Below are 22058 nucleotides of genomic sequence, written 5' to 3'. Positions count from 1 at the left end.
CTGCCACGGCCCGCCGGGAGGAGAGGGCCGACCGCAGGGGGAGGGCGGGGCGGGAGGGGAGGGGCGGGAGGGAAGGGGCCGGGGGAATGGGGGAGCGGGGAGCGGGGGCGGGGTCAGACCGCGCGGCCCCAGCGCGTCGGGCCCAGGGACGCGAAACCCTGGTCGCGGTAGAACGGCAGGGCCGGGTCCGCCTCCACCGGCAGCTGCACCCGCTGCTCCCGGGCGTCGTACTCCCGCGTCCGGTCGGTGGCCGCCGCCAGCAGGGCCGTACCGACCCCCCGGCGGCGCGCGCCCTCCTCGACCGCCAGCGCGTACAGCTCGCCCTCGCCCGGCACCGGGACCCCGCAGGCGGCGGCGCCGACGAGCCGGCCCTCCGGGTTCTCCGCGACCAGCCAGCCGAGCCAGCCGGGGGCGCCCCCCGGAATTTCTATTTCCGCGCGTATCCGCGGCAGCGCGCATTGTGTGGAGATCAGCCGGCGCAACGGGATTTCGTCCAGCATTCCGGCATAGCTGCTCCGGATCGCGTCGGCGAGCAGCCGGGATATCGTCGTCGCGTCCCCGGCCGCTGCCGTACGGACGCCAGCGAGCTGCATTGGATCTGTACCCTTCGCCGTGTCGAGCGCCGTGGTGAGCCGGAGCCCCAACGTACCCACAATAGCGACCGATTCCCGGGTGCGTGACCGATGCGAAATCTACGAATTCGCTTAGTAAATAGCCGAGTTGGTCCGGACATTAGGCCGGGAAGGAACAACAGGCGACGACGAGCGGAGCCATCGCGAGAGCCGCCGCGCCGATCGTCAGCAGCCCGCGCAGCACGGGGTGTCCCGCCCGGTGCGGGGTGAGGATCCGGCGCATCCGGAGGGCGGCCGAGGGGCCGCCGGCGGCGAAGGCGGCACGCGGCGCCCGGCCCGCCGCGAGGGCGTAGAGCGCGGTGGCGAGCGCGTCGCGGGTGCAGCGGCGCAGCGCCCGGTCGTCGGCGGCCATCTCCAGGAGCAGCGGGACCGCCGCGGAGCCGTGCCGGGCGAGCGGCAGCCGCCGGAAGACCGTGCCGAACGCCTCGGCGGCGGCGACGAGCAGATGGTGCCGGCCCGTGATGTGCGCCCGCTCGTGGGCGAGGGCGGCGGCGAGCTGCGCGGGGGTGAGCGTGGAGACGGCGCCGGAAGAGACGACGACCCGCCGGCTGCGGCCGGGCAGGCAGTAGACGGCGGGCCGGGCGTGGTCGAGGACGGTGGCGCGCAGCTCGGGGTCGTACCGGCCGATCAGGCGCAGCACGTCCCCGTGCGCCCGGCGGGCCCGGCGGGCCCGCAGCAGTCCGCGGGCGAACGCGGCGGTGGGCACGGCGAGGACGGCGGCGGCCACGCCCAGCGCGGCCGCCTCCCGCCCGCGCAGGGCGAGCAGCTCCCCGGGGGCGGGGAGCCGGAGCGTCAGGACCATGTCGGTGAGCCGGTGGCTGGACACGTTCGGCAGCAGCAGCTGCGCGGGGAGCAGGGCGCACGCCACGGTGAAGACGGCGCCGCAGGCGGCCCAGACGGTGACGGCGAGCCGGGGCACCTGCTGGGCCCAGCGGGCCCGGACCAGCAGCCAGGGCACGACGAGGCCGGAGAGCAGCGCGAGTCCGAGGGGGACGAGGGCGTGGTGGTTCACGCGCGGCCTCCCCGCGCGGTCCCGGTCCCCGCGTCGAGCTCGCCGCGCGCCGTGCGCAGGGCCGCGTCGAGGGCCTCGACGTCCTCGTCGGAGATGGCCTCGACGAAGCGGAGCAGGGCGGCGGGGCGGTCCTGGCTGTCGCCGAGGGCGTCGCGCATGAGGCCGGCGGTGTACTCCTCGCGGCCGCGCACGGGTTCGTAGAGCCAGGCGCGGCCCGCCTTCTCGCGGCGGAGCCAGCCCTTGCGGTGCAGGATGTCGGCCACCGTCATGACGGTGGTGTAGGCGACCCGGCGGCCGCGGTTGATGTCGTCGACGATCTCGCGGACGGTGGCGGGCCGCTGCCAGGCCCACAGCCGGTCCATGATCTCGGCCTCCAGCTCTCCCAGCCGGCGCACGTGCATCCCCTCCCCTCGCGGGCGGCTCATCGTACGGGTCGCACACCCGCCCGAGGTATACCCCCCAGGGGTAGGGTGGCGGGTTCCTGGCGGCCCCGTGCACGGCCGCCGCCCCCGTGCGGCGGCCCGCTGTCGCGGGCCTCCGGCACGGGGGCGGTGGCGGACTCCGTCAGGTCCGGATCAGCCGGGCGATCGCCTTCGACGCCTCGCCGACCTTGACCTTGGCCTGGTCCCCGCCGGCGGCGATGGCCTCGGTGACGCAGCAGCTCAGGTGTTCGTCGAGGAGGGCGACGGCGCAGGACTGGAGGGCCGCGTTGATCGCGGAGACCTGGGTCAGGACGTCGATGCAGTAGACGTCCTCGTCGACCATCCGCTGCACCCCCCGGACCTGTCCCTCGATCCGCCGGAGCCTTCTGATGATGTCTTCCTTGTGCTGCACGTAACCGGCCACGGCGGGCTCCCGTCACATCGGTGGAGAGGAGTCGGTAGGGAGGGAGGGGGTCACTTGTCCGCGGCCTGGAAGCCGCGCAGCCGCAGGCTGTTGCCGACCACGAAGACCGAGGAGAAGGCCATCGCGGCGCCGGCGATCATCGGGTTGAGCAGTCCGGCCGCGGCGAGCGGCAGGGCGGCCACGTTGTAGGCGAAGGCCCAGAAGAGGTTGGACCGGATGGTGCCGAGGGTCTTGCGGGAGAGCCGGATGGCGTCCGCCGCGGCCCGCAGGTCGCCCCGGACGAGGGTCAGGTCGCCGGCCTCGATGGCGGCGTCCGTGCCGGTGCCCATCGCCAGGCCCAGGTCGGCCTGGGCGAGCGCGGCGGCGTCGTTGACGCCGTCGCCGACCATGGCGACCGAACGGCCCTCGGCCTGGAGCTTCTTGACGACGTCCACCTTGTCCTGCGGCATGACCTCGGCGATGACCTCGCCGATGCCGACCTCGGCGGCGACGGCCTCCGCGACCGCCTTGTTGTCGCCGGTCAGCAGGATCGGGGTGAGCCCGAGGCCCTTGAGCCGGCGGATCGCCTCCGCGCTGGTCTCCTTGACCGCGTCCGCGACCTCCAGGACCGCGCGGGCCTCCCCGTCCCAGGCGACCGCGATGGCCGTCCTCCCGGCCTTCTCCGCCGCGTCCTTCGCGGCCTTGAGGCTCGCCGGGAGGGACATCGCCCACTCCTCCAGGAGCTTCTCGCGGCCGACCAGGACGGCGTGGCCGTCGACGACGCCCTGGACGCCGAGACCGGGGATGTTGGCGAAGTCCTCGGGGGTGGGCAGGGTGCCGACCTTCGCGGCGGCGCCGGTGGCGACGGCCTGGGCGATCGGGTGCTCGGAGGAGTGCTCCAGGGCGCCGGCCAGGCGCAGCACGTCGGCCTCGTCCGTGCCGGCGGCGGTGTGGACCTTGAGGAGGGTCATCCGGCCGGTGGTGACGGTGCCGGTCTTGTCCAGGACGATGGTGTCGACCTTGCGGGTGGTCTCCAGGACCTCGGGGCCCTTGATCAGGATGCCGAGCTGCGCGCCGCGGCCGGTGCCGACCATGAGGGCGGTCGGGGTGGCCAGGCCCAGGGCGCACGGGCAGGCGATGATCAGGACGGCGACGGCGGCGGTGAAGGCGGCGGTCAGGCCCTGGCCGGTGCCGAGCCAGAAGCCGAGGGTGCCGAGCGAGAGCGCGATGACGATCGGCACGAAGACGGCCGAGATCCTGTCGGCGAGGCGCTGGGCGGCGGCCTTGCCGTTCTGCGCGTCCTCGACGAGCTTCGCCATCCGGGCGAGCTGGGTGTCGGCGCCGACGCGGGTGGCCTCGACGACCAGGCGGCCGCCGGCGTTCAGGGTGGCGCCGGTGACGGAGTCGCCGGCGGAGACCTCGACCGGCACGGACTCGCCGGTGAGCATGGAGGCGTCGACGGCGGAGGAGCCCTCGACGACGGTGCCGTCGGTGGCGATCTTCTCGCCCGGGCGGACCAGGAAGCGGTCCCCGACCTGGAGTTCGGCGGTGGGCACGGTGACCTCGCGCCCGTTCTTGATGACGGTGACTTCCTTGGCGCCCAGCTGCATCAGCGCCTTGAGCGCGGCGCCGGCCTTCCGCTTCGAGCGGGCCTCGAAGTAGCGGCCCGCCAGGATGAAGGCGGTGACGCCGGCGGCGGCCTCCAGGTAGATGTTCCCGGCGCCGTCGGTGCGGGCGATGGTGAACTCGAAGGGGTGCGTCATGCCCGGCGTGCCGGCGGTGCCGAAGAAGAGCGCCCACAGGGACCACAGGAACGCGGCGATCGTGCCGACCGAGATCAGGGTGTCCATGGTGGCCGCGCCGTGCTTCGCGTTGGTCCAGGCGGCCTTGTGGAAGGGCCAGGCGGCGTAGACGACGACGGGCGCGGCGAGCGTGAGGCTCAGCCACTGCCAGTACTCGATCTGGAGCGCCGGGACCATCGCCATCGCGATGACGGGGACGGCGAGCGAGACGGCGGTGATCAGCCGCTGCTTCAGCGGCCGCAGCTCCTCGTCGGCCTTCTCCTCGTCGGTGGGGCCGCTGTCGCCGGGGGCGTCGGCCTTCGGGGGCGCCGGCTCCTCGGCGGTGTAGCCGGTCGCCTCGACGGTCGCGATCAGGTCGGCGACCGGGATGTCGGCGGCGAAGGTGACCTTCGCCTTCTCGGTGGCGTAGTTGACGGTGGCCTCGACCCCGTCCATGCGGTTGAGCTTCTTCTCGATCCGGGCCGCGCACGAGGCGCAGGTCATGCCGCCGATGGCGAGCTCGACCTGGGCGGTGCCGGGGGTCGTCGTGGTCATTTCCTGCTCCTCGGGAGTACGGGCGGGGGCCGGGGCCCGGGCGGGGGTGCGGGACGGGCCCCGGCGGCCGGATCGGTCAGGTGCCGCCGGTCAGGCGCGGCCGGTCAGCTCGTAGCCCGCGTCGTCGACCGCCGCGGTGATGGCGGCGTCGTCGGGCGCGCCGTCCGTGGTGACGGTCACCAGGCCGCCGTCGACGTCGACGTCCACGGAGAGGACGCCCTCCAGCGCGCCGACGGAGGTGGTGATCGCGGTCCTGCAGTGGCCGCAGGTCATGCCCGAGACCGCGTAGACGGTGCTGGTGGCGTCGGCGACGGCGACCGCGGTGGTGGTGCCGGTCGAGCAGCTGTTGTCGGGGGTGCAGCAGGAACCCATGTCGTCCTCCATCGTGTGTCCAAGGGACCGGGATACCCTCGGGGGGTATCGGCGGTGTGGATCCATGTATACCCCCCGGTGGTATCCGACGCAAGTGTCGCCCCGACTTGACTTGATACCCCCCAGGGGTATGGTGAAGTGCAGAGAACGAGGAACACCGCCACCGCGCACCCGCAACCGCAGGCGCGTCCGACATGGGAGAGCAGCCATGAACACCGGAGTGAAGATCACCGCCTTCGCCGCCGCACTCGCCGCGACCTTCGGCACCGCGTACGGCGTCGGGAAGGGCGTCGGCCCGGTGGAGGAGCCGGCGAAGGCCGGACACGGCGAGCACGCCGCCGCCACGCCCGAGCCCAGCGCCTCCGCGGGCGGCCACGCCGGCCACGAGGAGGCCCCCGCCCAGGCCGGCGCCGAACTCCCCGGCGGCCTCCAGGTCTCCGACGGCGGCTACACCCTCGCCCTGGAGACCCCCGCCCCGCCCGTCGGCCGCAGCACCCTGAAGTTCGCCATCGAGGACGCCGGCGGCAGGAAGGTCACCGCCTTCACCACCGAGCACGGCAAGGAGCTCCACTTCATCGTCGCCTCGCGCGACCTGACGGTCTTCCGCCACCTCCACCCCGAGAAGGCGGCCGACGGCACCTGGACCGTCGAGGCCGACCTCCCGGCCGCCGGCGGCTACAAGGCGTTCGCCGACTTCAAGCCCGCCGCGAAGGGCGCCAAGGGCCTCACCCTCGGCGTCGACCTCGGCGTCCCCGGCGCCTACACCCCCCGGCCGCTCCCCGCCGCCGCTCCCACCGCCACCGTCGACGGCTACCAGGTCCGCCTCGGCGGCACCCTCGACCCCGGCAAGGCCGGCGAGCTGCGCCTCACCGTCACCAAGGGCGGCAGGCCGGTCACCGACCTGGAGCCCTACCTCGGCGCGTACGGACACCTGGTCGCGCTCCGCCAGGGCGACCTCGCCTACCTCCACGTCCACCCCAACGAGGGCGGCCCCGGCCCCGACGTCTCCTTCACGGCGACCGCGCCGAGCGCGGGCACGTACCGCCTCTTCCTCGACTTCCAGCACGAGGGCAAGGTCCGCACGGCGGCGTTCACGGTGAAGGCGGGGGCTCCGGGCACCGCCCCGGCGCCCGCGGCGACGCCGTCCGGCACGGCCTCGGAGACGGCCGAGCACGATGCGGGAGGTCACTCGCACGGCTAGTCTGGTCATTGGACTAGACCTGTAGCCGTCATTCATGGAGGAATGGGCGCAATGAGCAACCGTGCTGTCCTGGAGGTGATCGCCCTCGACGAGCAGGACGCGGTCGCCGCCCAGACCGGGGGCGCCGACCGCCTCGAACTCGTCACCGACATGGCGGCGGACGGCCTCACCCCGTCGACGGCCGGCTTCACGGCCATCCGCCGCGCGGTCGACATCCCGCTCCGCGTGATGCTCCGCCTGGCGGACGGCTTCGCCGCCGGGGGCCCCGCGGATCTCGACGCGCTGGTCGCCCGGGCCACGGAGCTCCGCGCCGCCGGCGCGGACCAGTTCGTCCTCGGCTTCCTCACCCCCGACGGCGCGCCCGACCTCGTCGCCGTCGAACGGCTCATCGCGGTCCTCGACGGCGCCCGCTGGACCTTCCACCGCGCCATCGACCGCGCCGCCGACCGCGACGGCCTCCGCAAGCGCCTCGCCGACCTCCCCGGCCTCGACACCTACCTCACCGCGGGCTCCGCCACCGGCGTCGACGCCGGCCTCCCGGTCCTGGAGGCCGAGGCCGCCCGCACCGGCGAGCCCGGCTACGAGCCCCAGATCCTCGTCGGCGGCGGTCTCCGCCTCGACCACCTCCCGCGGCTGCGCGCCGCCGGCCTCACCGCCTTCCACATCGGTGGCGCCGCCCGCCCCCAGGGCTGGACCGCCCCCGTCTCCGCGGACGCGGTCCGCACCTGGCGGGAGGCGGTCGACGCCTGACCCGCCCGCCCCCGGGGGCGGTGAAAACCCTTCGTGCCGCCCCCCGTTCCCTCGTTAGCCTCCCCGCATGGCGGACGGAATCGACGAAGGACTCGTACGGCGGCTCGTCGCCGCCCAGTTCCCGCGGTGGGCGGGACTCGACGTGCGGAAGGTGACCTCGGCCGGCACCGACAACGCGATGTTCCGGCTCGGCGACGAGCTCGTCGTCCGGCTGCCCGAGGCGGAATGGGCGGACGGGCAGGCCGAGAAGGAGCAGCGGTGGCTGCCCCGGCTCGCGCCCGCGCTGCCGCTGCCCGTCCCGGTGCCCGTCGGCGCCGGCGTCCCCGGAGAGGGGTTCGGGCGGGCATGGGGGGTGTACGCGTGGCTGGACGGCGCCGACGCCTGGACCGCGCCCGTCACCGACCTCGCCCACGCCGCCGGGGAACTGGGGCGGTTCGGTGTCGCCCTGCGGGCGGTCGACGCCACCGGCGGACCCCGCTCCTTCCGCGGCGGCGCCGTCACCGAGTGGGAGGGCGGCTTCCTGCCGACGGCCGTCTCCGCGCTCGCCGCCGCCGGACTGCTCGACGAGCGGACCGCGCTCGCCGCCTGGGAGGAGGTCCTCGCGCTCCCCGCGTGGGACCGCGCGCCGGTGTGGCTCCACGGCGACCTGCTGCCGGGCAACCTGCTCACCCGCGACGGACGGCTCAGCGCCGTCATCGACTTCGGCTGCCTCGGCACCGGTGACCCCGCCGTCGACCTCATGCCCGCCTGGACCCTCCTCACCCCCGCCACCCGCCCCCTCTTCCGCACCGCCTCCCGCGTCGACGACGCCACCTGGGCGCGCGGCCGCGGCTGGGCCCTCTGCTGGGGCCTCGTCACCGACCACTACTACGGCGACTCCGGCGGCCCCGGCACCGCCCCGTCCCCCCATCCCGTCCTCGCCGCCGTCGCCCGCCGGACCTGGACCGAGGCGCTGCCCGAGTTCGTCTGACCAAACCCCTCCCAGCGCGTCCGGTTGTGCCCGAATGTACAGAGAAAGGCCAGGTCAAAGGCGCACGAACATGGTTGACAGAGATTCCGATCCCAGGTCAGGGTGGCGCTCGCGGCCGGGGCTCGACCCGGCCGTTTCCATCAGGGTGGGGACTCTCTTGAACGACATCCGTACACGCGCCGAGGCGCTCACCGCCGCCGGGCGGCCGGGAGAGGCGCGGGCCGCCGCGCGGGACGCGCTCGACGCCGACGGACCCGACGCCGGGCTCTACCTCGCGCTCGCCCGCGCGCACATGGCCGAGGACGACGACGACCACGACGACCACGCCGAACGGGTCTTCCGGCAGGGCCTCGACGCCTTCCCCGACGACATCGCGCTCCTCGGCGGATACGCCGAACTCTGCGCCCGCACCGACGCGTTCGAGCGCCCCGGGCGGCGCGCCCGCGGCGAGTCCGTCCTCGCCCGGCTGCGCGAACTCGCCCCGGACTCGCCCGAGCTGCGGCGCGCCGAGTCGGCCGGGACCACCGTCGCCACCGGCACCAGGGCCGCCGCCTCGGAGCGCCGCGTGCAGACCTACGACGCGGCCCGCGCCCTCGCCGACGGGCCCACGCCCGAGGCGGCCGCCGCCCGGACCGCCGACTGGGCCGCCGCCGCCCCGCACGACCTGAGGCTCGCCGTCCTCGCCGAGACCACCGCCGCACTCGCCGCCCCCGGCCGTGCCTGGCCGCGCTTCCTGCTGCTCCGGGGCCTCGAATACCGCCTCGCCGTCGGCGCGGCCGTCGTCCTGCTCGTCGTCCTGCGCCTCACCGTCCTGCCGCAGGTCCCCTACGGCGTGGCGAGCGGCATCGGCCTGCTGCTGGCCCTGCCGTTCCTCGGCCTCCGCGGGCACCTGCGGGCGGCCCGCGAACGGGCGGCGGCCCGGACGGCCGAGGCCGTGGCGGACCCCGCGCCCTCCCCGGACGGCGGGAGCGACGTCCCCGCGGCGCCCGAACTGCCGCCCGTGCCGCGCGTCACCCGGCGCGAGTACGCCTTCGCCGGCGCCGGCCTCGCGCTCGCGCTGCTCGCCGGCGGCACGGCGTACGCCGCCTCCCTCTCCTACCCGCGCTACGAGATCGTCGCCCACGACACGTACCGGGGCCTGACCGGGTACGACCTCCGGGAGGAGTTCGAACCCTTCCGGTCCCTGCCCGGCTTCGCGCCGACGCGATCGGCGGCCCGCGTCTACGTCGAGAAGGACGCCACCCCCGACGCCGCTGCCGCGTACCTGGTGGCCGTCGTCGTCGGCGACTTCCACGAGGCGCGGGAGTCGGACGTGCGCGACGGGGCGGCCTTCGAGGCGATGGCGGGGGCGGCCGGCACCGTCCACGACTCCTGGGAGGCCGGCGCGGGCCCGTACGGCGGCTGGATGCAGTGTGCCCGCTACACCGAGACGTCCTCCGGGACGCTCCGGGGCCTGTGCATGTGGGCCGACAAGGGGAGCCTCGGCATGGCCCTGTTCACGGCGGGGGGCGAGGACCGCGAGGAGGTCGAGGCCACGGCCCGCTCCGTCGGCGGCGACTTCCTCCGCCCCGCCGGCGACTGACGCCCCGCCGGCGACTGACGCCCCGCGGGGACTGTCGCACCGCCGTGGTACCCCTGTCCCCATGACTCGGTTCCACGACTTCAACCTCAAGCTGCTCGTCATCGAGGAGCTCATGTACCGGGAGGGGACGCTCCTCCCGGTCTACGACCTGAACGCGCGGCTGGCCGGGCGGGGCATCGGTGACCCCGTCTCCCACGTCCTGGAGAACGGCCTCGCCGAGGAGGTGCTGCCGGAGTCCCGGGAGTACTTCGAGGCGCTGGAGATCCCGGCCGAGCTGCTCGCCGGCGTCGAGGAGCTGTGCTTCGACGCCGGGACGGACGTCTTCCGCCACTGCGCCCCGGCCTGGGACGGCGAGGACGACCTCTTCGACGTGCGGTCGCTCGACGACCTCGACCTGCTGCCCAACCTCCGCGAGGTCACCTTCGTGGAGGACGGTGTGCTCGCGGTGCCCGGCGCGGCGGAGATCTTCGCCGCGCGGGGCATCGCCACCGACTGACCGGGGGCCGCTCAGCCCCGCGCCGCCACCGGCTCCAGCTGCCCGGGCAGCGGGGCCGCGTGGACGATCGTCAGACCGGAGACGGCACGGGTCAGCGCCACGTAGAGGCGGCGCAGGCCCGTCCGCTCGTCGGGCTCGCCGTCGACGACGGCCGCGGGCTCGTCGAGGACCACGTAGTCGTACTCCAGGCCCTTCGCGAGCGACGCCGGGACCAGCGTGAGCCGCGACTCGGCGGTCGTCTCCTCGCCGGGGGCGAGGTACGGCATCCCCGCCGCGTCGAGGGCCGCCGCCAGCGGGGCGATCCGCGCGTCGGCGGCGATCAGGCCGATCGAGCCCTCGTGCGCGAGCGCGTCCGCGCACGCGGCCACCACCGCCCCGGCGGAGTCCTCCGCCGCCTCGCGGATCCCGAAGTCGCCCGGGTTCTCCCGGACCGACTCCACCGGCGCGAGCCCCGGCGCCATGTGCGGCAGCAGCCGGGACGCGTACGCGATGACCTCGCTCGGCACGCGGAAGCCGGCCGTCAGCTCCTCCACCCGCGCCTCCGGCTTGCCGAGGTGCGCGAGGGCGGTCTCCCAGCTCCGGGTGGCCCACGGCGTGGTGCCCTGCGCCAGGTCGCCGAGGACCGTCGCCGAACCGGTCGTGCACCGCCGGCCCACCGCCCGGTACTGCATGGGGGACAGGTCCTGCGCCTCGTCGAGGACCACGTGCCCGAGCGAGTGGGTCCGCTCGACCAGGTCCGTCGCCTCGTCGATGAGGACCGTGTCCGCCGCCGACCACTTCGCCGTCCTCACGCTGCGGGCGGGCTTCGCCCAGAGGAGCAGCTTCTGCTCCTCGTCGCTCAGCAGCCCCGCCGCGTGCTCCGCCAGGAACTCCGGATCGCTCAGCAGCCGCAGCACCAGCTTCGCCGGCTCGACCGGCGGCCAGCACTCCTTCACGACGGCCTTCACGGCCGCGTTCCGGGCGACCGCGTTCTGCACCCGGTCGTCGGGCGCCTCGCCGGCCTGCTCCATCCGCACCAGGACGGCGTGCGCGATCCGCTGCGGGAGCGCCTCGCGGGCCGCCCCGTACCGGATGTCACGCTCCGTCAGCTCGCGGACAATCTCCTCCAGTTCGTACGCCGGGACCCGCCAGCGGCGCGAGCCGCGGACCACCATCAGCGGCTCGGCCGGCAGCTTCACGTGCGAGCGGACCGCCCGCCGCAGCACCTCCGCCATCCGGGCGTCGCCCTTCACGACCGCCGTCGCCGCCTCGTCGGTGCCGCGCACCTCCACGTGCGCGACGAGGTCGTCGACGGTCGCCTGCTTCACCTCCAGCTCGCCCAGGGCGGGCAGCACCTGCTCGATGTACTGGAGGAAGGACCGGTTCGGGCCGATGACGAGGGTGCCGGTGCGGGCCAGCCGCTCCCGGTGGGCGTACAGCAGATAGGCGACACGGTGCAGGCCGACGGCCGTCTTGCCGGTGCCGGGGCCTCCCTGCACGCACAGCGTGCCGGACAGGCCGGAGCGGACGATCTCGTCCTGCTCCGGCTGGATCGTCGCCACGATGTCCCGCATGGGGCCCACGCGCGGCCGCTCGATCTCCGCCTGGAGCAGCCGGCTGGTCCGCTCCAGCTCGGCCGGGTCGGACAGGTGCTCGTCCTCGTAGGCGGTGAGCTCGCCGCCCGTGTAGCCGAAGCGGCGGCGCAGCCCCACGTCCCGCGGGTCCTTCTTCGACGCCTGGTAGTACGGCTGGGAGACGGGCGCGCGCCAGTCGATGACCATGGGGTCGCCGTGCGCGTCGTGGACGTGCCGGCGGCCGATGTAGAAGCGCTGCCCGTGCTGGGTGGGCGGCAGGTAGTCGAGCCTGCCGAAGAAGAGCGGGGTGTGGGCGAGGTCCGCGAGCGCCTTGATGCGGTCCTCGATCTGCCGCTCCAGGACGATCGAGTTGACCCAGTTCGCGGTGACGTCCTTGATGTCCAGCGCCTCCACCTCCTCGCGCATCGCGCGCAGCGCTGCGCGGGAGGCGGAGAGGTGGGACCGCTCGCGCACGAGCGGGTCGTCGGTGGGCACAGCTGCGGACACGGTGAAGCCTCCGGTCGGGCATACGGACACACGGACACGTCGATGTGGCCGCCGGTTTCCGACCGGGCGGCGGCGCGCTCCTCGTGCCGCGCGGCGGGACGGGAGGCGGGGAAGCGGGTGATTCTAGCTCCGGGCGGGGGACCTGGGCGAATCGATTTCCCGTAGGGGAGGGGTCCGCCGTAAGGGGGACACGGATTCCACCCCCAGGGCGATGTGCGGGGAATGTCCGGATTCCATCATGGAGTCATGACCGCGACGACCTTCACCCTCGTGACCACCGTCCCCCGCCCCCGCCGCCTCGCCGCGACGGCCCTCCGCGCGGCCCGCGCCTTCGGCGGCGCGGCCCTGGACGTCGCCCTCCTCGGCACCCCCGCCCCCACCGGCGCGGCCGTCAGGAACCCCCGCCCCGCGCACGCGCCGGGCCGGGACTGAAGCCCCCCGGGCGCGGGCGCCGGGACTGAAGCCCCCCGGGCGCGCCCGGCACGGACGGACCCGCCCCGGCGCGCCCCCGCCGGACCGGCCCGCCCGGGCGGAGCTGAGTACCCGCCCCGGGGCGGTTGAGTATCCGCACGGCCGCCGGCCGGGGCGGCGGGGTGGTGGGATCGGGGCATGACGACGACACCGGGCACCACCCCCGACCCCGGCACCGCTCCCGGTGCCGCCCCGCACTCCTCCGCCCCGCGGATCGCCGCGGGCGTCGGCCTGCTGCTCGTCGCGGTCTGCCTGGTGGCCACCATGGCGGTCACCCTCACCGACGCGGTCTCCGGCGACGGCGTCGGCGGGGGCTTCGTCACGGCCGGCTTCTGGGCGGTGGGCCTCGCCGCCCTGGCGGGCGTGGTGGCCCTCGCCGCACCCCGCCGCGCCTTCGTCGCCGCCCAGTACGCCCTGGCCCTCGCGGGCCCGGTCCTGGCACTGATGGACTGAGCCCGTCCCGGGCGGCCGGGCGGGTCAGGGCGCCAGCAGCTCGTCCGCGTCGACGATCCGGTAGGCGTACCCCTGCTCCGCCAGGAAGCGCTGCCGGTGGGCGGCGAAGTCCTGGTCGATGGTGTCGCGGGCGACGACCGAGTAGAAGTGGGCCTGGTGGCCGTCGGCCTTCGGGCGCAGGACGCGGCCGAGGCGCTGTGCCTCCTCCTGCCGGGAGCCGAAGGTGCCGGACACCTGGATGGCGACCGTCGCCTCGGGCAGGTCGATGGAGAAGTTGGCGACCTTCGAGACGACGAGGACGTTGATCTCGCCGTTGCGGAAGGCGTCGAAGAGCCGCTCCCGCTCCTTGTTCGACGTCTCGCCCTTGATGACCGGGGCGTCGAGGTGCGCGCCGAGCTCGTCGAGCTGGTCGATGTACTGGCCGATGACGAGGATCTGCTGTCCGGCGAACTTCCTCACCAGCGCCTCGGTCACCCGCCGCTTGGTCGCCGTCGTCGCGCAGAAGCGGTACTTCTCCTCCGCCTCGGCCGTCGCGTACGCCAGCCGCTCCGACTCGGTGAGGTTCACCCGCACCTCGACGCAGTCGGCGGGCGCGATGTACCCCTGCGCCTCGATCTCCTTCCACGGCGCGTCGAACCGCTTGGGCCCGATCAGCGAGAAGACGTCCGCCTCCTTGCCGTCCTCGCGCACCAGGGTGGCGGTGAGGCCGAGACGCCGGCGGGCCTGGAGGTCGGCGGTGAACTTGAAGACCGGCGCGGGCAGCAGGTGCACCTCGTCGTAGACGATCAGGCCCCAGTCGCGGGAGTCGAAGAGCTCCAGGTGCGGGTAGACGCCCTTCCGCTTGGTCGTGAGGACCTGGTAGGTGGCGATGGTGACCGGCCGGATCTCCTTCTTCGTGCCGGAGTACTCGCCGATCTCGTCCTCGGTCAGCGAGGTCCGCTTCACCAGCTCGTTCTTCCACTGCCGGGCGGAGACGGTGTTGGTGACGAGGATCAGCGTCGTCGCCTTCGCCTTCGCCATCGCCCCCGCCCCGACCAGCGTCTTCCCCGCGCCGCAGGGCAGCACGACGACACCGGAGCCGCCGTGCCAGAAGCCCTCGACGGCGTGCTGCTGGTACGGCCGCAGGCTCCAGCCGTCCTCGGCGAGGTCGATCGCGTGCGCCTCGCCGTCGACGTATCCGGCGAGGTCCTCGGCGGGCCAGCCCAGCTTCAGCAGCGTCTGCTTGATCTGGCCCCGCTCGGACGGGTGCACGACGACGGTGTCGGGGTCGATCCGCGCCCCGACGAGCGGCTGCACCCGCTTCGAGCGGAGGATCTCCTCCAGGACGGGCCGGTCCGTCGTGGTCAGCACGAGGCCGTGCGTGGGGTGCTTGGAGAGCGTGAGCCGCCCGTAGCGGTCCATGGTCTCGGCGATGTCGACGAGGAGCGCGTGCGGCACCGGGTAGCGGGAGTACTCCACGAGCGCGTCCACGACCTGTTCGGCGTCGTGGCCGGCGGCCCGGGCGTTCCACAGACCGAGCGGCGTCACCCGGTACGTGTGGATGTGCTCGGGTGCCCGCTCCAGCTCGGCGAAGGGCGCGATCGCCCGACGGCACGCCTCGGCGAGCTCGTGGTCGACCTCGAGGAGCAGCGTCTTGTCGCTCTGGACGATGAGTGGCCCGTTCACGCGTGATCAGGTCCTTCCGGCAGCCGGCCGTTCCCGTAACGGCCAATCCTCCAGTCTGCCCGATGCGGGGCCGGTCGGTGGAGCGGGCCGCCACGACGGAGACGGACGAACCGCCGGGAAGGGGGCGGCGAGGGGGAGAGGCGGGGGCCGGATGGGTATCCGGGCGCGGGCGGATGAGTACGTGCGCGGAGGCGGCGGCGGGGCGCGGGGAGATGGGATGGGGGCATGACACAGACCGCCTGGACGCCCCGGACCCGCCCCGCCGACGCCCCCGACCCCCTGTGGTGGGTCGCCCCGCTGGCCGGGACGCTCGGCGCGCCGGTGCTCCTGCTGCTCACCGGCAGCACCGTCGAGCTGCTGTCGGCGCACCCCGTGGTGATCGCCGTGTCGTTCCTGGTGCCGCTCCTGGTGGCCCTGCCGGGCTGGTTCCTCGCCCGGACGACCCGCCGCCGCCGCACCCGGATCGGTCTCGCCGGTCTCGCCTGCGCGATCGCCGCGGCCTACCCCCAGATCCTGGGCGGTCTCGGCGTCGTCGTCCTCCTCGTGATGCTGGTGACGGGGAACGCGTCCTCCTGAGCCGCGCCCGCGCCCGGCCGTCCCCCGGCCCGCCTCAGACCTCCTCGTCCGCCAGCTCCGCCACGCCCGTGATGCGGTGCAGCGGATACGTCCTGACCTCGTCGGCCGTGTGGTCGTAGCCGGTGACGAAGCCGCCCTCCACGCGGACGGGGGCGATGACCCGCTGGCTGGCGGCGCCCTCGGCGTTGACGTACCCGATCCAGACGGCGGAGCCCGTGAGGGCCGCGGCCTGGACGGTGGCCAGCGTCTCCGCCGCCGAGGTGCGGGGGAGACCGCCGGAGGCGGCGGGGGCGGCGGGCTCCTTGCGGACCGCCGTGGCGGCGCGGTCGCCCGCCCGGATCGCCCGGACCGCCGCCGTGAGCAGGGTCGCGTCCGGGGCCGGCGGGCCGTCGGGGACGGGCGCCGGGGCCGTCCGGGGCGGGGTGCGGTGGGCGTCGGCCCGGGTGATCAGGACGTCGCCCTCCGCCGACTCGGCGGCCGGCGCGTACCCCATCGACCGCAGCCCTTCGAGCAGCGACGCCGGGTCCGACTGCGCCGCCAGGACCGTCGGCGCGAGGCGGCGCAGCCGCAGCGGGGCGGAGCGGCGGTCGGCCAGGATCTCGCCGAGCAGGGCGTCGTCGTCGCAGCGGACGTACGCGGACGCCGCCCCGATCCGCAGGTGCCCGTGCTTCCGCGCCACGTCGTCGATGAGGTACGCGAGCGGCTGCGGCACCGGCGTACGGGCGTGCGCGGCCAGGAAGGCGTGCAGGTCGGACGCGGAGCGGCCGGTGTCGAGGGCGCGCCGCACCGAACCGGCCGTGAAGCGGTAGACCGTCGCGCCACCCTTCGACTCCACGTCCGCCAGGACCGAGAGCGCCTCGGCCAGCGGGCGCAGCAGCGGGCCGGGGGCGACGGCGGTCAGGTCGGCCTGGAGGAGGACGTGGTCGACGGCCTGCGGGAGCAGCGGTTCGAGGAGTTCCGCCGCGCGCTCCGCCGCCACCTCCGGCTCCACCCCGCCGCCCTCGGCGGCCGGCCCGGCGGCCTTCCCGAGCGGCAGGTTGAGCAGCGCCCGGGCGGCCGTGGACAGCGCGCCGCGGCCGGTGATCCCCAGCAGTTCGGCGTCGCCGAGCACCCAGCGGGCGAGCCGCTCCCGCAGATCGGCGGCGGGCCGGGCGGCCGCGGGCTGCGCGGGCGCCCCGGCGGGCCGGGTCGCGGAGGCCCACGCCCCCGCCGCTCCGGGCTCGGCGCCCGGGTCCGCCGCGGGGGCCGGCGGCCCGCCCGTACGGCTCGCGGCGGAGCCGGACCCGCCCCGCGACGGCCGCTCCCAGCGCAGCCGGGCCAGCAGGCTCTCCGGGTCGGCCGCGGTGCCCGGCGGCAGCGTGGCCAGCAGGCCGAGGACCCGGTGGCGCACCTCCGGCGCCGCCGCGCGGTCCAGGTCCGGGCCGAGCGCGGACAGCGTCCGGCCCTTCGCGTCCTGTCCGCCGACGAGGCCCGGGGTGCGGGTCGCCGCCAGCCAGGAGGTGACCAGCCGGGCCCACCGTTCGGCCGGCGGCTGGTCGAGCCAGTCGTCGTACGCGGGCGTCGGCGCGTACCGCTCGTCCGCCTCGCCGTCCGAGGCCAGCAGCCCCGCCCCGTACGCCAGCTCCAGCCAGAAGGCCGCCACCGGCTCCGGCACGTCCAGCGCCGCCGCGGTCCGCTTCAGGTCCCGCACCGCCAGGCCGCCGGCCCGCAGCACCGCGGGGCCGCCGTGGTCCCAGGACTTCAGCAGCTCCTCGACGGTCGCGAGGGCGGCGTACGCCTGCCCGGCCGCGGCCCCGTCCACAGCCTGGGGACCGTACGCGCGCGCCACCCCCACCTCCGGCGCGCGCGGCTCCGGCGCCCGGTGCGCCCGCCCGCCCCGCAGGTGCAGCGCCACCTCGCGCGGCAGCACCACCGTGCGCGGCGACACCGGCAGCAGCAGACCGCGGTCCCGCAGCCACCCCACCGGCGGCGTCGGCCTCGCCGTCACCTCGCCGTACGGCGGACCCCACACCAGCCGGTCGAGCACGGAGAGCGCCTCCGGCGGCGCCGTGTCGAGCAGCGCCCCCATCCGCTCCCGGTCGGTGAAGAGCGCTGTCAGCGCGGCGACCGCCGACACCGGGTCGTGCGTGGACGGCAGCCCCGCCGCCGCCACGATCTCCTGGAGCCGCCCCGGCGACATCCCCGCCGTCGCCTCCGCGACGGTCGGCCCGAGCCCGGTGGGCGAGGGGTGCTGCGGCGACGGCGACAGCAGCTCGCGCGCGGTCCGCACGAGCCGCAGCCGGTCGTCCTCGCCCCACACCAGCGCCTGCTCCCGCAGCAGCGCCACCGCGCGGGGCAGCGCCTCCTCGATCTCCGGGACCTCCTGGCCGCCGGCGAACAGGTCGAGCAGGACCGGGTACGGAGCCGGGTCCGGCGCCACCGCCAGCGTCTCGGCCACCTGGAGCGTGAACCGGTCGAGCCGCTCCAGCGCCCGCACCACCGACGCCCGCGTCCCGGCCCGGGTCGCCAGCTGCGTCAGATCGTTCGGCACCGGTCCCAGCAGGTCCGGGCGGGCCCGCAGCAGCGCCGCCAGCCCGTCGTCCCCGCGCGCCCGCAGCGCCTCGGCCAGCGTGCGCGGGCTCGCCGCGGTCCCACTCGGACGTCCCTCGGGCACGTGCGCCTCCCGGTCCAGCTCGCCGATCCCCATCCGCACCACGTTATCCGCTGCACAGGCGCTACCGTCAGGACCGGGACGGCGTTCGGCCGGACGGTGGAGGGGCGGCGTGGGCATCGAGAGCGACCGGATGGTCTTCGACTACCTGAGCGAGGTCGGCGATCTCGCCCAGCAGCGGCAGCTCCCGCCGGGCGACCGCAGCGCCCTCGTCGCGGGCCTCCGCGGCGAGATCGACCGCCGCCGCACCACCCGCGGCGAGGAGTCCCCCGCCGCCGTCCGCGGCATCCTCGGCGACCTCGGCACGCCGGACGAGGTGGTGGAGCGGGCGGCGGGCGGGGACGGCGCGGCGGCCCGGAAACGGGCGGACTGGTGGTCGGACCGGGCCCCGGACCCTGCCCCCGCCCCGGCCGCCTCCGCCCCGGCCGCCTCTGCCCCGGACCCCGCCCCGGACCCGGCTGCGCCGCCCGCCCCGGCACCGGTCCCGCACCCGCGCGGCTGGTGGCACGCGGAGACGGACGACGGAGACCTCCTCGTGCCGGGCTTCGTCGGCGGGGTGGAGGCACCGGAACTCTTCCGCCCGCCGGACCCCGAGCCCCCGGAGAAGGAGACCCCCGGGGAGACGGGGCGGCCCGCGCCCGGGCGCCGCAGCCTGACCCGCCTCCTGCGCCGGCGCCGCCCCCAGGAACCGGAGGCCGCGCCGGAGCCGGAGGCCGAGGCCCCGGCCCGGCGTGTCGCCCACCCGTTCCTGCTGCTCGCCGCGCTCCTGCTGATCGCCGGCGCGGCCTTCGGCTGGCTTCCGGCGCTGGCTCTCGGCTGGCTCATCGCGTACGGCTCCCGCCGGCTGACCCCCGCCCAGGTCAAGACGGCCGTCTTCGTCCTCCCCGGCCTCGCCGCGGCCGGCGGCGTCACCTGGCTGTGGGGACGGGTGCGGGGGCGCTGGGGCGACGCGGTGCCGGAAGGCGCCATGAACACGGCCCTCTCCGACACCTGGCCCTGGACCCTGAGGGCCGCCGCCCTGCTCTCGGCCCTCTACCTCCTCCTGCGCGCCCGCCGCGGCTGAGGCGGGCGCCGGGCCGTCAGGCGGTCCAGGGCGCCCCCGGGACCACCAGCGGGGAGCCGGTGACCGGGTCGGGGACGACGACCGAGGGGAGGCCGAAGACGTCGTGGACCATCGTGTCCGTGACGATCTCGGCCGGCGGGCCCTGCGTGACGATCCGCCCGGACTTCATCGCGATGAGGTGGTCCGCGTACCGCGCCGCCTGGTTCAGGTCGTGCAGGACGAGCACCACCGTCCGCCCGCGCGAGCGGTTGAGGCGCCGGACCAGGTCCAGCACCTCCACCTGGTGCGCGATGTCCAGGTAGGTCGTGGGCTCGTCGAGGAGGAGCAGGTCGGTCTCCTGCGCCAGGGCCATCGCGATCCAGACGCGCTGCCGCTGGCCGCCGGACAGCTCGTCGACGGACCGGTCGGCGAGCGCGGCCACGTCCGTCCGGGCCATGGCCTCCGTGACGGCCCGCTCGTCCTCCTCGGACCACTGCTTCCACCACGCCTGGTGCGGCTGGCGCCCGCGCGCGACGAGGTCCGCGACGGTGATCGCCTCGGGCGCGACGGGCGTCTGCGGCAGCAGCCCGATGGAGCGGGCGATCGCCTTGGTGGGGAGCTTCGCCAGCTCCTCCCCGTCGAGCAGCACGGCGCCCCGCTCGGGCCGGAGGAGCCGCCCGAGCGCCCGCAGCGTGGTCGACTTGCCGCACGCGTTGGGGCCGACGATGACGGTCACCTTGCCGTCGGGGACCTCCAGGTCGAGGTCCTCGACGACGACCCGGTTCTCGTAGGCGAGGGTCAGCCCGCGGGCCGTCAGTCTGCTCATGCCTTCTCTCCCGTGCGGCTCCGGACGATGAGCCAGATCAGATACGGGGCGCCGACCGCCGCCGTGAGGACACCCACCGGCAGTTCCACCGGTGAGAACAGCCGCCGCCCGATCAGGTCGGCGGTGACGACGATCAGCGCGCCGAGGAGCGCCGAGCAGAGCAGCGGGATCTGCGCGGTGCGCGTCACCCGGCGGGCGATCTGGGGGGCGAGCAGCGCCACGAAGTCGACGGGCCCCGCGACGCCGGTGGCCACCGAGGCCAGGACGACGCCGACCGCGACGAGCCCGAGCCGCACCCGCCCGAGGCGGACGCCGAGCGCGGTCGCGGTGGCGTCGTCGAGGGAGACGGTCCGCTGGGCGCGGGCGGCCCACAGCACGGCGGGCAGCATCGCCAGCAGGGTCCAGCGGACGGGCGCGGACTCGTCCCAGCCGCGCCCGTTGAGCGAGCCGGTCATCCAGATCTGCGCCTGCTGGGCGACGAGGTAGTCGCCCTTGGTCATGAAGAGGGTGATGAGCGACCGGAGCGCGATGGCGATGCCGATGCCGATGAGGACGAAGCGGGTGGCGTGCAGCCCGCCGCGCCAGGCGAAGACGTACACGAGCGCGGCGGCGGCGATGCCGCCGGCGATCGACAGGTACGGCAGCGCCGTGTACGGGGCGAGGCCGAAGGTCATCGCGGCGACGGTGACCGCGCCGGCGCCCTGGCTGATGCCGATGATGTCGGGGGAGGCGAGCGGGTTGCGGGCGACGGTCTGGATGAGCGCGCCGGCGATCCCGAAGGCGGCGCCGACGGCGAGCCCGGTGACGAGCCGCGGCTCGCGCAGCTCCTCGACGACGAACGCGGCGGGGGAGTCGCCGCCGGTGAGGATCGTCAGGACCTCGCCGGGCGGGACGGTCTTCTCGCCGACGCAGAGGTACGCGACGGAGGCCGCGGCCAGCAGCAGGAGCAGCGCGCCGGCGGCGAGCACGGAGCGCCGGTGGACGAGGAAGGAGGCGGGTCCGGTGCGGACGAGCGCGTATCCGGCGGGCCGGGCCGCGGCGCCGGCGGTCCCGGTGCGGGTCCGGGCCGGGGTCTTCGTGAGGCTCACGCCGGCACCGCCTTCCGCCGGACCAGGGTGACCAGGAACGGCACGCCGATGAGCGCGGTCATGACACCGGCCGGCACTTCGCCTGGCGGGAGGACGATCCGGCCGATGACGTCGGCGACCAGCACCATCACCGGCCCGATCAGGGCCGCCATCGGCAGCACCCACCGGTGGTCGGAGCCGACGACGGCCCGGGCGATGTGGGGGACGGCGAGGCCGACGAAGGCGATGGGCCCGGCGGCGGCGACGGCCGCGCCGGTGAGGACGGTCGCGCCGAGCCCGCCGACGATCCGGACGGTGGCGACCTTCTGCCCGAGCCCCTTGGCGACGTCCTCGCCGAGCGCGAGCGCGTCGAGGCCGCGCGCCACCGAGAGCACCAGGACGGCGCCGAGCAGCAGGAACGGCCAGATCTGCCCGATCGTCGCCGCGTCCCGTCCGTCGAGGGAGCCGATCTGCCAGAACCGGAACTCGTCGAGCGCCGCCGCCTTCGTGGTGAGCACCCCGGTCGTCACGGACAGCAGCAGCGCGTTGATCGCCGCGCCGCCGAGCGCCAGCTTCACGGGCGTGGCGCCGCCGCGGCCGCTGGAGGCGATGGCGTACACGGCGACGGAGGCGAGCGCGGCGCCGAGGAAGGCGAACCACACGTACCCGGAGAGGCTGTGCACGCCGAGGAAGGCGATGGCGAGGACGACGGCGACCGAGGAGCCCTGGCTGATGCCGAGGATGCCGGGGTCGGCGATCGGGTTGCGGGTGATGCCCTGGAGGGCGGTGCCGGCGAGCGCGAGGGCGGCGCCGACCATCAGCCCGATGACGGTGCGGGGGACGCGGAGCTGCCGCACCACCTCGGCGTCGTCGCCGGTCGCCCCGTGCAGGAGCGCGTCGAGGACGGTGCCGGGGGCGATGGCCCGGGCGCCGACGGCGAGGCTGAGGAGGACGGCGAGCAGCAGGGCGACGACGGCCGCCGAGGTCGCGAGGACCCGTCTGGAACGGAAAGCGGCTGTCATGAGCACCCATCGGGCGAGGAGGAGGTTCGGTAAGGCTTGGCTCAGTTTAA

At 75.5% G+C, this 22058-nt stretch carries 21 protein-coding genes; 9 read left to right on the top strand and 12 right to left on the bottom strand.

The genetic code is table 11. The features are described from left to right. Nucleotides 1-113 precede the first annotated feature (113 nt). The 6 genes from ACFVU3_RS33155 to ACFVU3_RS33130 all read right to left on the bottom strand — a co-directional run bounded on the left by ACFVU3_RS33155 (nucleotide 114) and on the right by ACFVU3_RS33130 (nucleotide 5177). Nucleotides 114-593, bottom strand: a complete 480-nt coding sequence (locus ACFVU3_RS33155) for a GNAT family N-acetyltransferase (RefSeq protein ID WP_390072130.1) — start codon at nucleotides 591-593, stop codon at nucleotides 114-116. A 139-nt stretch (nucleotides 594-732) separates the two neighbouring features. Further along, nucleotides 733-1644, bottom strand: coding sequence for a M56 family metallopeptidase (locus ACFVU3_RS33150; protein ID WP_390072129.1), 912 nt, complete (start codon nucleotides 1642-1644; stop codon nucleotides 733-735). Beyond that, nucleotides 1641-2039, bottom strand: coding sequence for a BlaI/MecI/CopY family transcriptional regulator (locus ACFVU3_RS33145; protein WP_390072127.1), 399 nt, complete (start codon nucleotides 2037-2039; stop codon nucleotides 1641-1643). The genes ACFVU3_RS33150 and ACFVU3_RS33145 overlap by 4 nt, the downstream gene beginning before the upstream one ends. 169 nt (nucleotides 2040-2208) lie before the next feature. Then, entirely contained in the window at nucleotides 2209-2490 is a 282-nt protein-coding gene (locus ACFVU3_RS33140; protein WP_031010474.1) for a metal-sensitive transcriptional regulator, read from the bottom strand. Between the two features lie 50 nt (nucleotides 2491-2540). After that, nucleotides 2541-4805 carry a heavy metal translocating P-type ATPase gene (locus ACFVU3_RS33135; RefSeq protein WP_390072126.1) on the bottom strand — a complete coding sequence of 755 codons (2265 nt, stop codon included), beginning with the start codon at nucleotides 4803-4805 and terminating at the stop codon, nucleotides 2541-2543. A gap of 90 nt (nucleotides 4806-4895) precedes the next feature. Continuing rightward, nucleotides 4896-5177 carry a heavy-metal-associated domain-containing protein gene (locus ACFVU3_RS33130; protein ID WP_390072124.1) on the bottom strand — a complete coding sequence of 94 codons (282 nt, stop codon included), beginning with the start codon at nucleotides 5175-5177 and terminating at the stop codon, nucleotides 4896-4898. Nucleotides 5178-5385: 208 nt separating this feature from the next. Here ACFVU3_RS33130 and ACFVU3_RS33125 point away from each other — a divergent pair, with 208 nt between their 5' ends. From ACFVU3_RS33125 to ACFVU3_RS33105, 5 genes are all read left to right on the top strand, one after another. Beyond that, nucleotides 5386-6378, top strand: a complete 993-nt coding sequence (locus tag ACFVU3_RS33125; RefSeq protein WP_390072123.1) for a hypothetical protein — start codon at nucleotides 5386-5388, stop codon at nucleotides 6376-6378. Nucleotides 6379-6429: 51 nt separating this feature from the next. Then, complete coding sequence (locus ACFVU3_RS33120) at nucleotides 6430-7128, top strand: copper homeostasis protein CutC (RefSeq protein WP_390072121.1); 699 nt, start codon at nucleotides 6430-6432, stop codon at nucleotides 7126-7128. A gap of 67 nt (nucleotides 7129-7195) precedes the next feature. After that, entirely contained in the window at nucleotides 7196-8098 is a 903-nt protein-coding gene (locus tag ACFVU3_RS33115; RefSeq protein WP_390072120.1) for an aminoglycoside phosphotransferase family protein, read from the top strand. Nucleotides 8099-8255: 157 nt separating this feature from the next. Beyond that, complete coding sequence (locus ACFVU3_RS33110) at nucleotides 8256-9680, top strand: hypothetical protein (protein ID WP_390072118.1); 1425 nt, start codon at nucleotides 8256-8258, stop codon at nucleotides 9678-9680. 61 nt (nucleotides 9681-9741) lie between these two features. Beyond that, entirely contained in the window at nucleotides 9742-10176 is a 435-nt protein-coding gene (locus ACFVU3_RS33105; RefSeq protein ID WP_390072117.1) for a DUF6892 domain-containing protein, read from the top strand. An 11-nt stretch (nucleotides 10177-10187) separates the two neighbouring features. Here ACFVU3_RS33105 and ACFVU3_RS33100 read toward each other — a convergent pair whose 3' ends face one another. Beyond that, the gene (locus ACFVU3_RS33100) at nucleotides 10188-12236 is read right to left on the bottom strand and encodes a HelD family protein (protein ID WP_390072115.1); all 2049 of its coding nucleotides are present in this window, start codon (nucleotides 12234-12236) and stop codon (nucleotides 10188-10190) included. Between the two features lie 246 nt (nucleotides 12237-12482). Between ACFVU3_RS33100 and ACFVU3_RS33095 the strand changes: the two genes are divergently transcribed. Both ACFVU3_RS33095 and ACFVU3_RS33090 read left to right on the top strand, forming a co-directional pair. Further along, the gene (locus ACFVU3_RS33095; protein ID WP_390072113.1) at nucleotides 12483-12668 is read left to right on the top strand and encodes a hypothetical protein; all 186 of its coding nucleotides are present in this window, start codon (nucleotides 12483-12485) and stop codon (nucleotides 12666-12668) included. Nucleotides 12669-12845: 177 nt separating this feature from the next. Further along, nucleotides 12846-13160, top strand: a complete 315-nt coding sequence (locus ACFVU3_RS33090) for a hypothetical protein (RefSeq protein ID WP_390072111.1) — start codon at nucleotides 12846-12848, stop codon at nucleotides 13158-13160. 24 nt (nucleotides 13161-13184) lie between these two features. Here the strand turns inward: ACFVU3_RS33090 and ACFVU3_RS33085 are convergent, their stop codons facing one another. Continuing rightward, nucleotides 13185-14825 carry a DNA repair helicase XPB gene (locus tag ACFVU3_RS33085; protein WP_390072109.1) on the bottom strand — a complete coding sequence of 547 codons (1641 nt, stop codon included), beginning with the start codon at nucleotides 14823-14825 and terminating at the stop codon, nucleotides 13185-13187. 225 nt (nucleotides 14826-15050) lie between these two features. Here ACFVU3_RS33085 and ACFVU3_RS33080 point away from each other — a divergent pair, with 225 nt between their 5' ends. Next, nucleotides 15051-15401: a hypothetical protein gene (locus ACFVU3_RS33080; protein ID WP_390072108.1), complete on the top strand. Its 351-nt coding sequence runs from the start codon at nucleotides 15051-15053 to the stop codon at nucleotides 15399-15401. 34 nt (nucleotides 15402-15435) lie between these two features. Here the strand turns inward: ACFVU3_RS33080 and ACFVU3_RS33075 are convergent, their stop codons facing one another. Continuing rightward, nucleotides 15436-18087 (bottom strand): helicase-associated domain-containing protein, encoded by a 2652-nt coding sequence (locus tag ACFVU3_RS33075; RefSeq protein WP_390072106.1) that lies wholly within the window; start codon nucleotides 18085-18087, stop codon nucleotides 15436-15438. A gap of 76 nt (nucleotides 18088-18163) precedes the next feature. On the opposite strand from ACFVU3_RS33075, the gene ACFVU3_RS33070 reads away from it, so the two are divergent. After that, nucleotides 18164-19114 carry a hypothetical protein gene (locus ACFVU3_RS33070; RefSeq protein WP_390072105.1) on the top strand — a complete coding sequence of 317 codons (951 nt, stop codon included), beginning with the start codon at nucleotides 18164-18166 and terminating at the stop codon, nucleotides 19112-19114. A gap of 16 nt (nucleotides 19115-19130) precedes the next feature. On the opposite strand, the gene ACFVU3_RS33065 is transcribed toward ACFVU3_RS33070, so the two are convergent. The 3 genes from ACFVU3_RS33065 to ACFVU3_RS33055 are packed head-to-tail and all read right to left on the bottom strand — an operon-like array spanning nucleotide 19131 to nucleotide 22008. Then, nucleotides 19131-19919 carry an ABC transporter ATP-binding protein gene (locus ACFVU3_RS33065; protein WP_390072103.1) on the bottom strand — a complete coding sequence of 263 codons (789 nt, stop codon included), beginning with the start codon at nucleotides 19917-19919 and terminating at the stop codon, nucleotides 19131-19133. Beyond that, nucleotides 19916-21007, bottom strand: coding sequence for a FecCD family ABC transporter permease (locus tag ACFVU3_RS33060; protein ID WP_390072102.1), 1092 nt, complete (start codon nucleotides 21005-21007; stop codon nucleotides 19916-19918). The genes ACFVU3_RS33065 and ACFVU3_RS33060 overlap by 4 nt, the downstream gene beginning before the upstream one ends. Beyond that, on the bottom strand, nucleotides 21004-22008 hold the full coding sequence (locus ACFVU3_RS33055; protein WP_390072100.1) for a FecCD family ABC transporter permease: 1005 nt from the start codon (nucleotides 22006-22008) through the stop codon (nucleotides 21004-21006). Before ACFVU3_RS33055 ends, ACFVU3_RS33060 begins: the two co-directional genes overlap by 4 nt. Nucleotides 22009-22058: the final 50 nt, after the last annotated feature.

It is taken from the genome of Streptomyces sp. NPDC058052 (assembly GCF_042885515.1).
Classification (GTDB): domain Bacteria; phylum Actinomycetota; class Actinomycetes; order Streptomycetales; family Streptomycetaceae; genus Streptomyces.
Note: the sequence above shows the minus strand (reverse complement) of the source record. Positions and strands in the feature narration are given on the sequence as shown.

Bases quoted from the DNA above. Each gene is read 5' to 3' on its own strand.
- ACFVU3_RS33155 (WP_390072130.1), bottom strand. From the start codon at position 593: ATGCAGCTCGCTGGCGTCCGTACGGCAGCGGCCGGGGACGCGACGACG.
- ACFVU3_RS33095 (WP_390072113.1), top strand. From the start codon at position 12,483: ATGACCGCGACGACCTTCACCCTCGTGACCACCGTCCCCCGCCCCCGC.
- ACFVU3_RS33125 (WP_390072123.1), top strand. From the start codon at position 5,386: ATGAACACCGGAGTGAAGATCACCGCCTTCGCCGCCGCACTCGCCGCG.
- ACFVU3_RS33065 (WP_390072103.1), bottom strand. From the start codon at position 19,919: ATGAGCAGACTGACGGCCCGCGGGCTGACCCTCGCCTACGAGAACCGG.
- ACFVU3_RS33090 (WP_390072111.1), top strand. From the start codon at position 12,846: ATGACGACGACACCGGGCACCACCCCCGACCCCGGCACCGCTCCCGGT.
- ACFVU3_RS33130 (WP_390072124.1), bottom strand. From the start codon at position 5,177: ATGGGTTCCTGCTGCACCCCCGACAACAGCTGCTCGACCGGCACCACC.
- ACFVU3_RS33120 (WP_390072121.1), top strand. From the start codon at position 6,430: ATGAGCAACCGTGCTGTCCTGGAGGTGATCGCCCTCGACGAGCAGGAC.
- ACFVU3_RS33055 (WP_390072100.1), bottom strand. From the start codon at position 22,008: ATGACAGCCGCTTTCCGTTCCAGACGGGTCCTCGCGACCTCGGCGGCC.
- ACFVU3_RS33075 (WP_390072106.1), bottom strand. From the start codon at position 18,087: ATGGGGATCGGCGAGCTGGACCGGGAGGCGCACGTGCCCGAGGGACGT.
- ACFVU3_RS33115 (WP_390072120.1), top strand. From the start codon at position 7,196: ATGGCGGACGGAATCGACGAAGGACTCGTACGGCGGCTCGTCGCCGCC.
- ACFVU3_RS33080 (WP_390072108.1), top strand. From the start codon at position 15,051: ATGACACAGACCGCCTGGACGCCCCGGACCCGCCCCGCCGACGCCCCC.
- ACFVU3_RS33105 (WP_390072117.1), top strand. From the start codon at position 9,742: ATGACTCGGTTCCACGACTTCAACCTCAAGCTGCTCGTCATCGAGGAG.
- ACFVU3_RS33135 (WP_390072126.1), bottom strand. From the start codon at position 4,805: ATGACCACGACGACCCCCGGCACCGCCCAGGTCGAGCTCGCCATCGGC.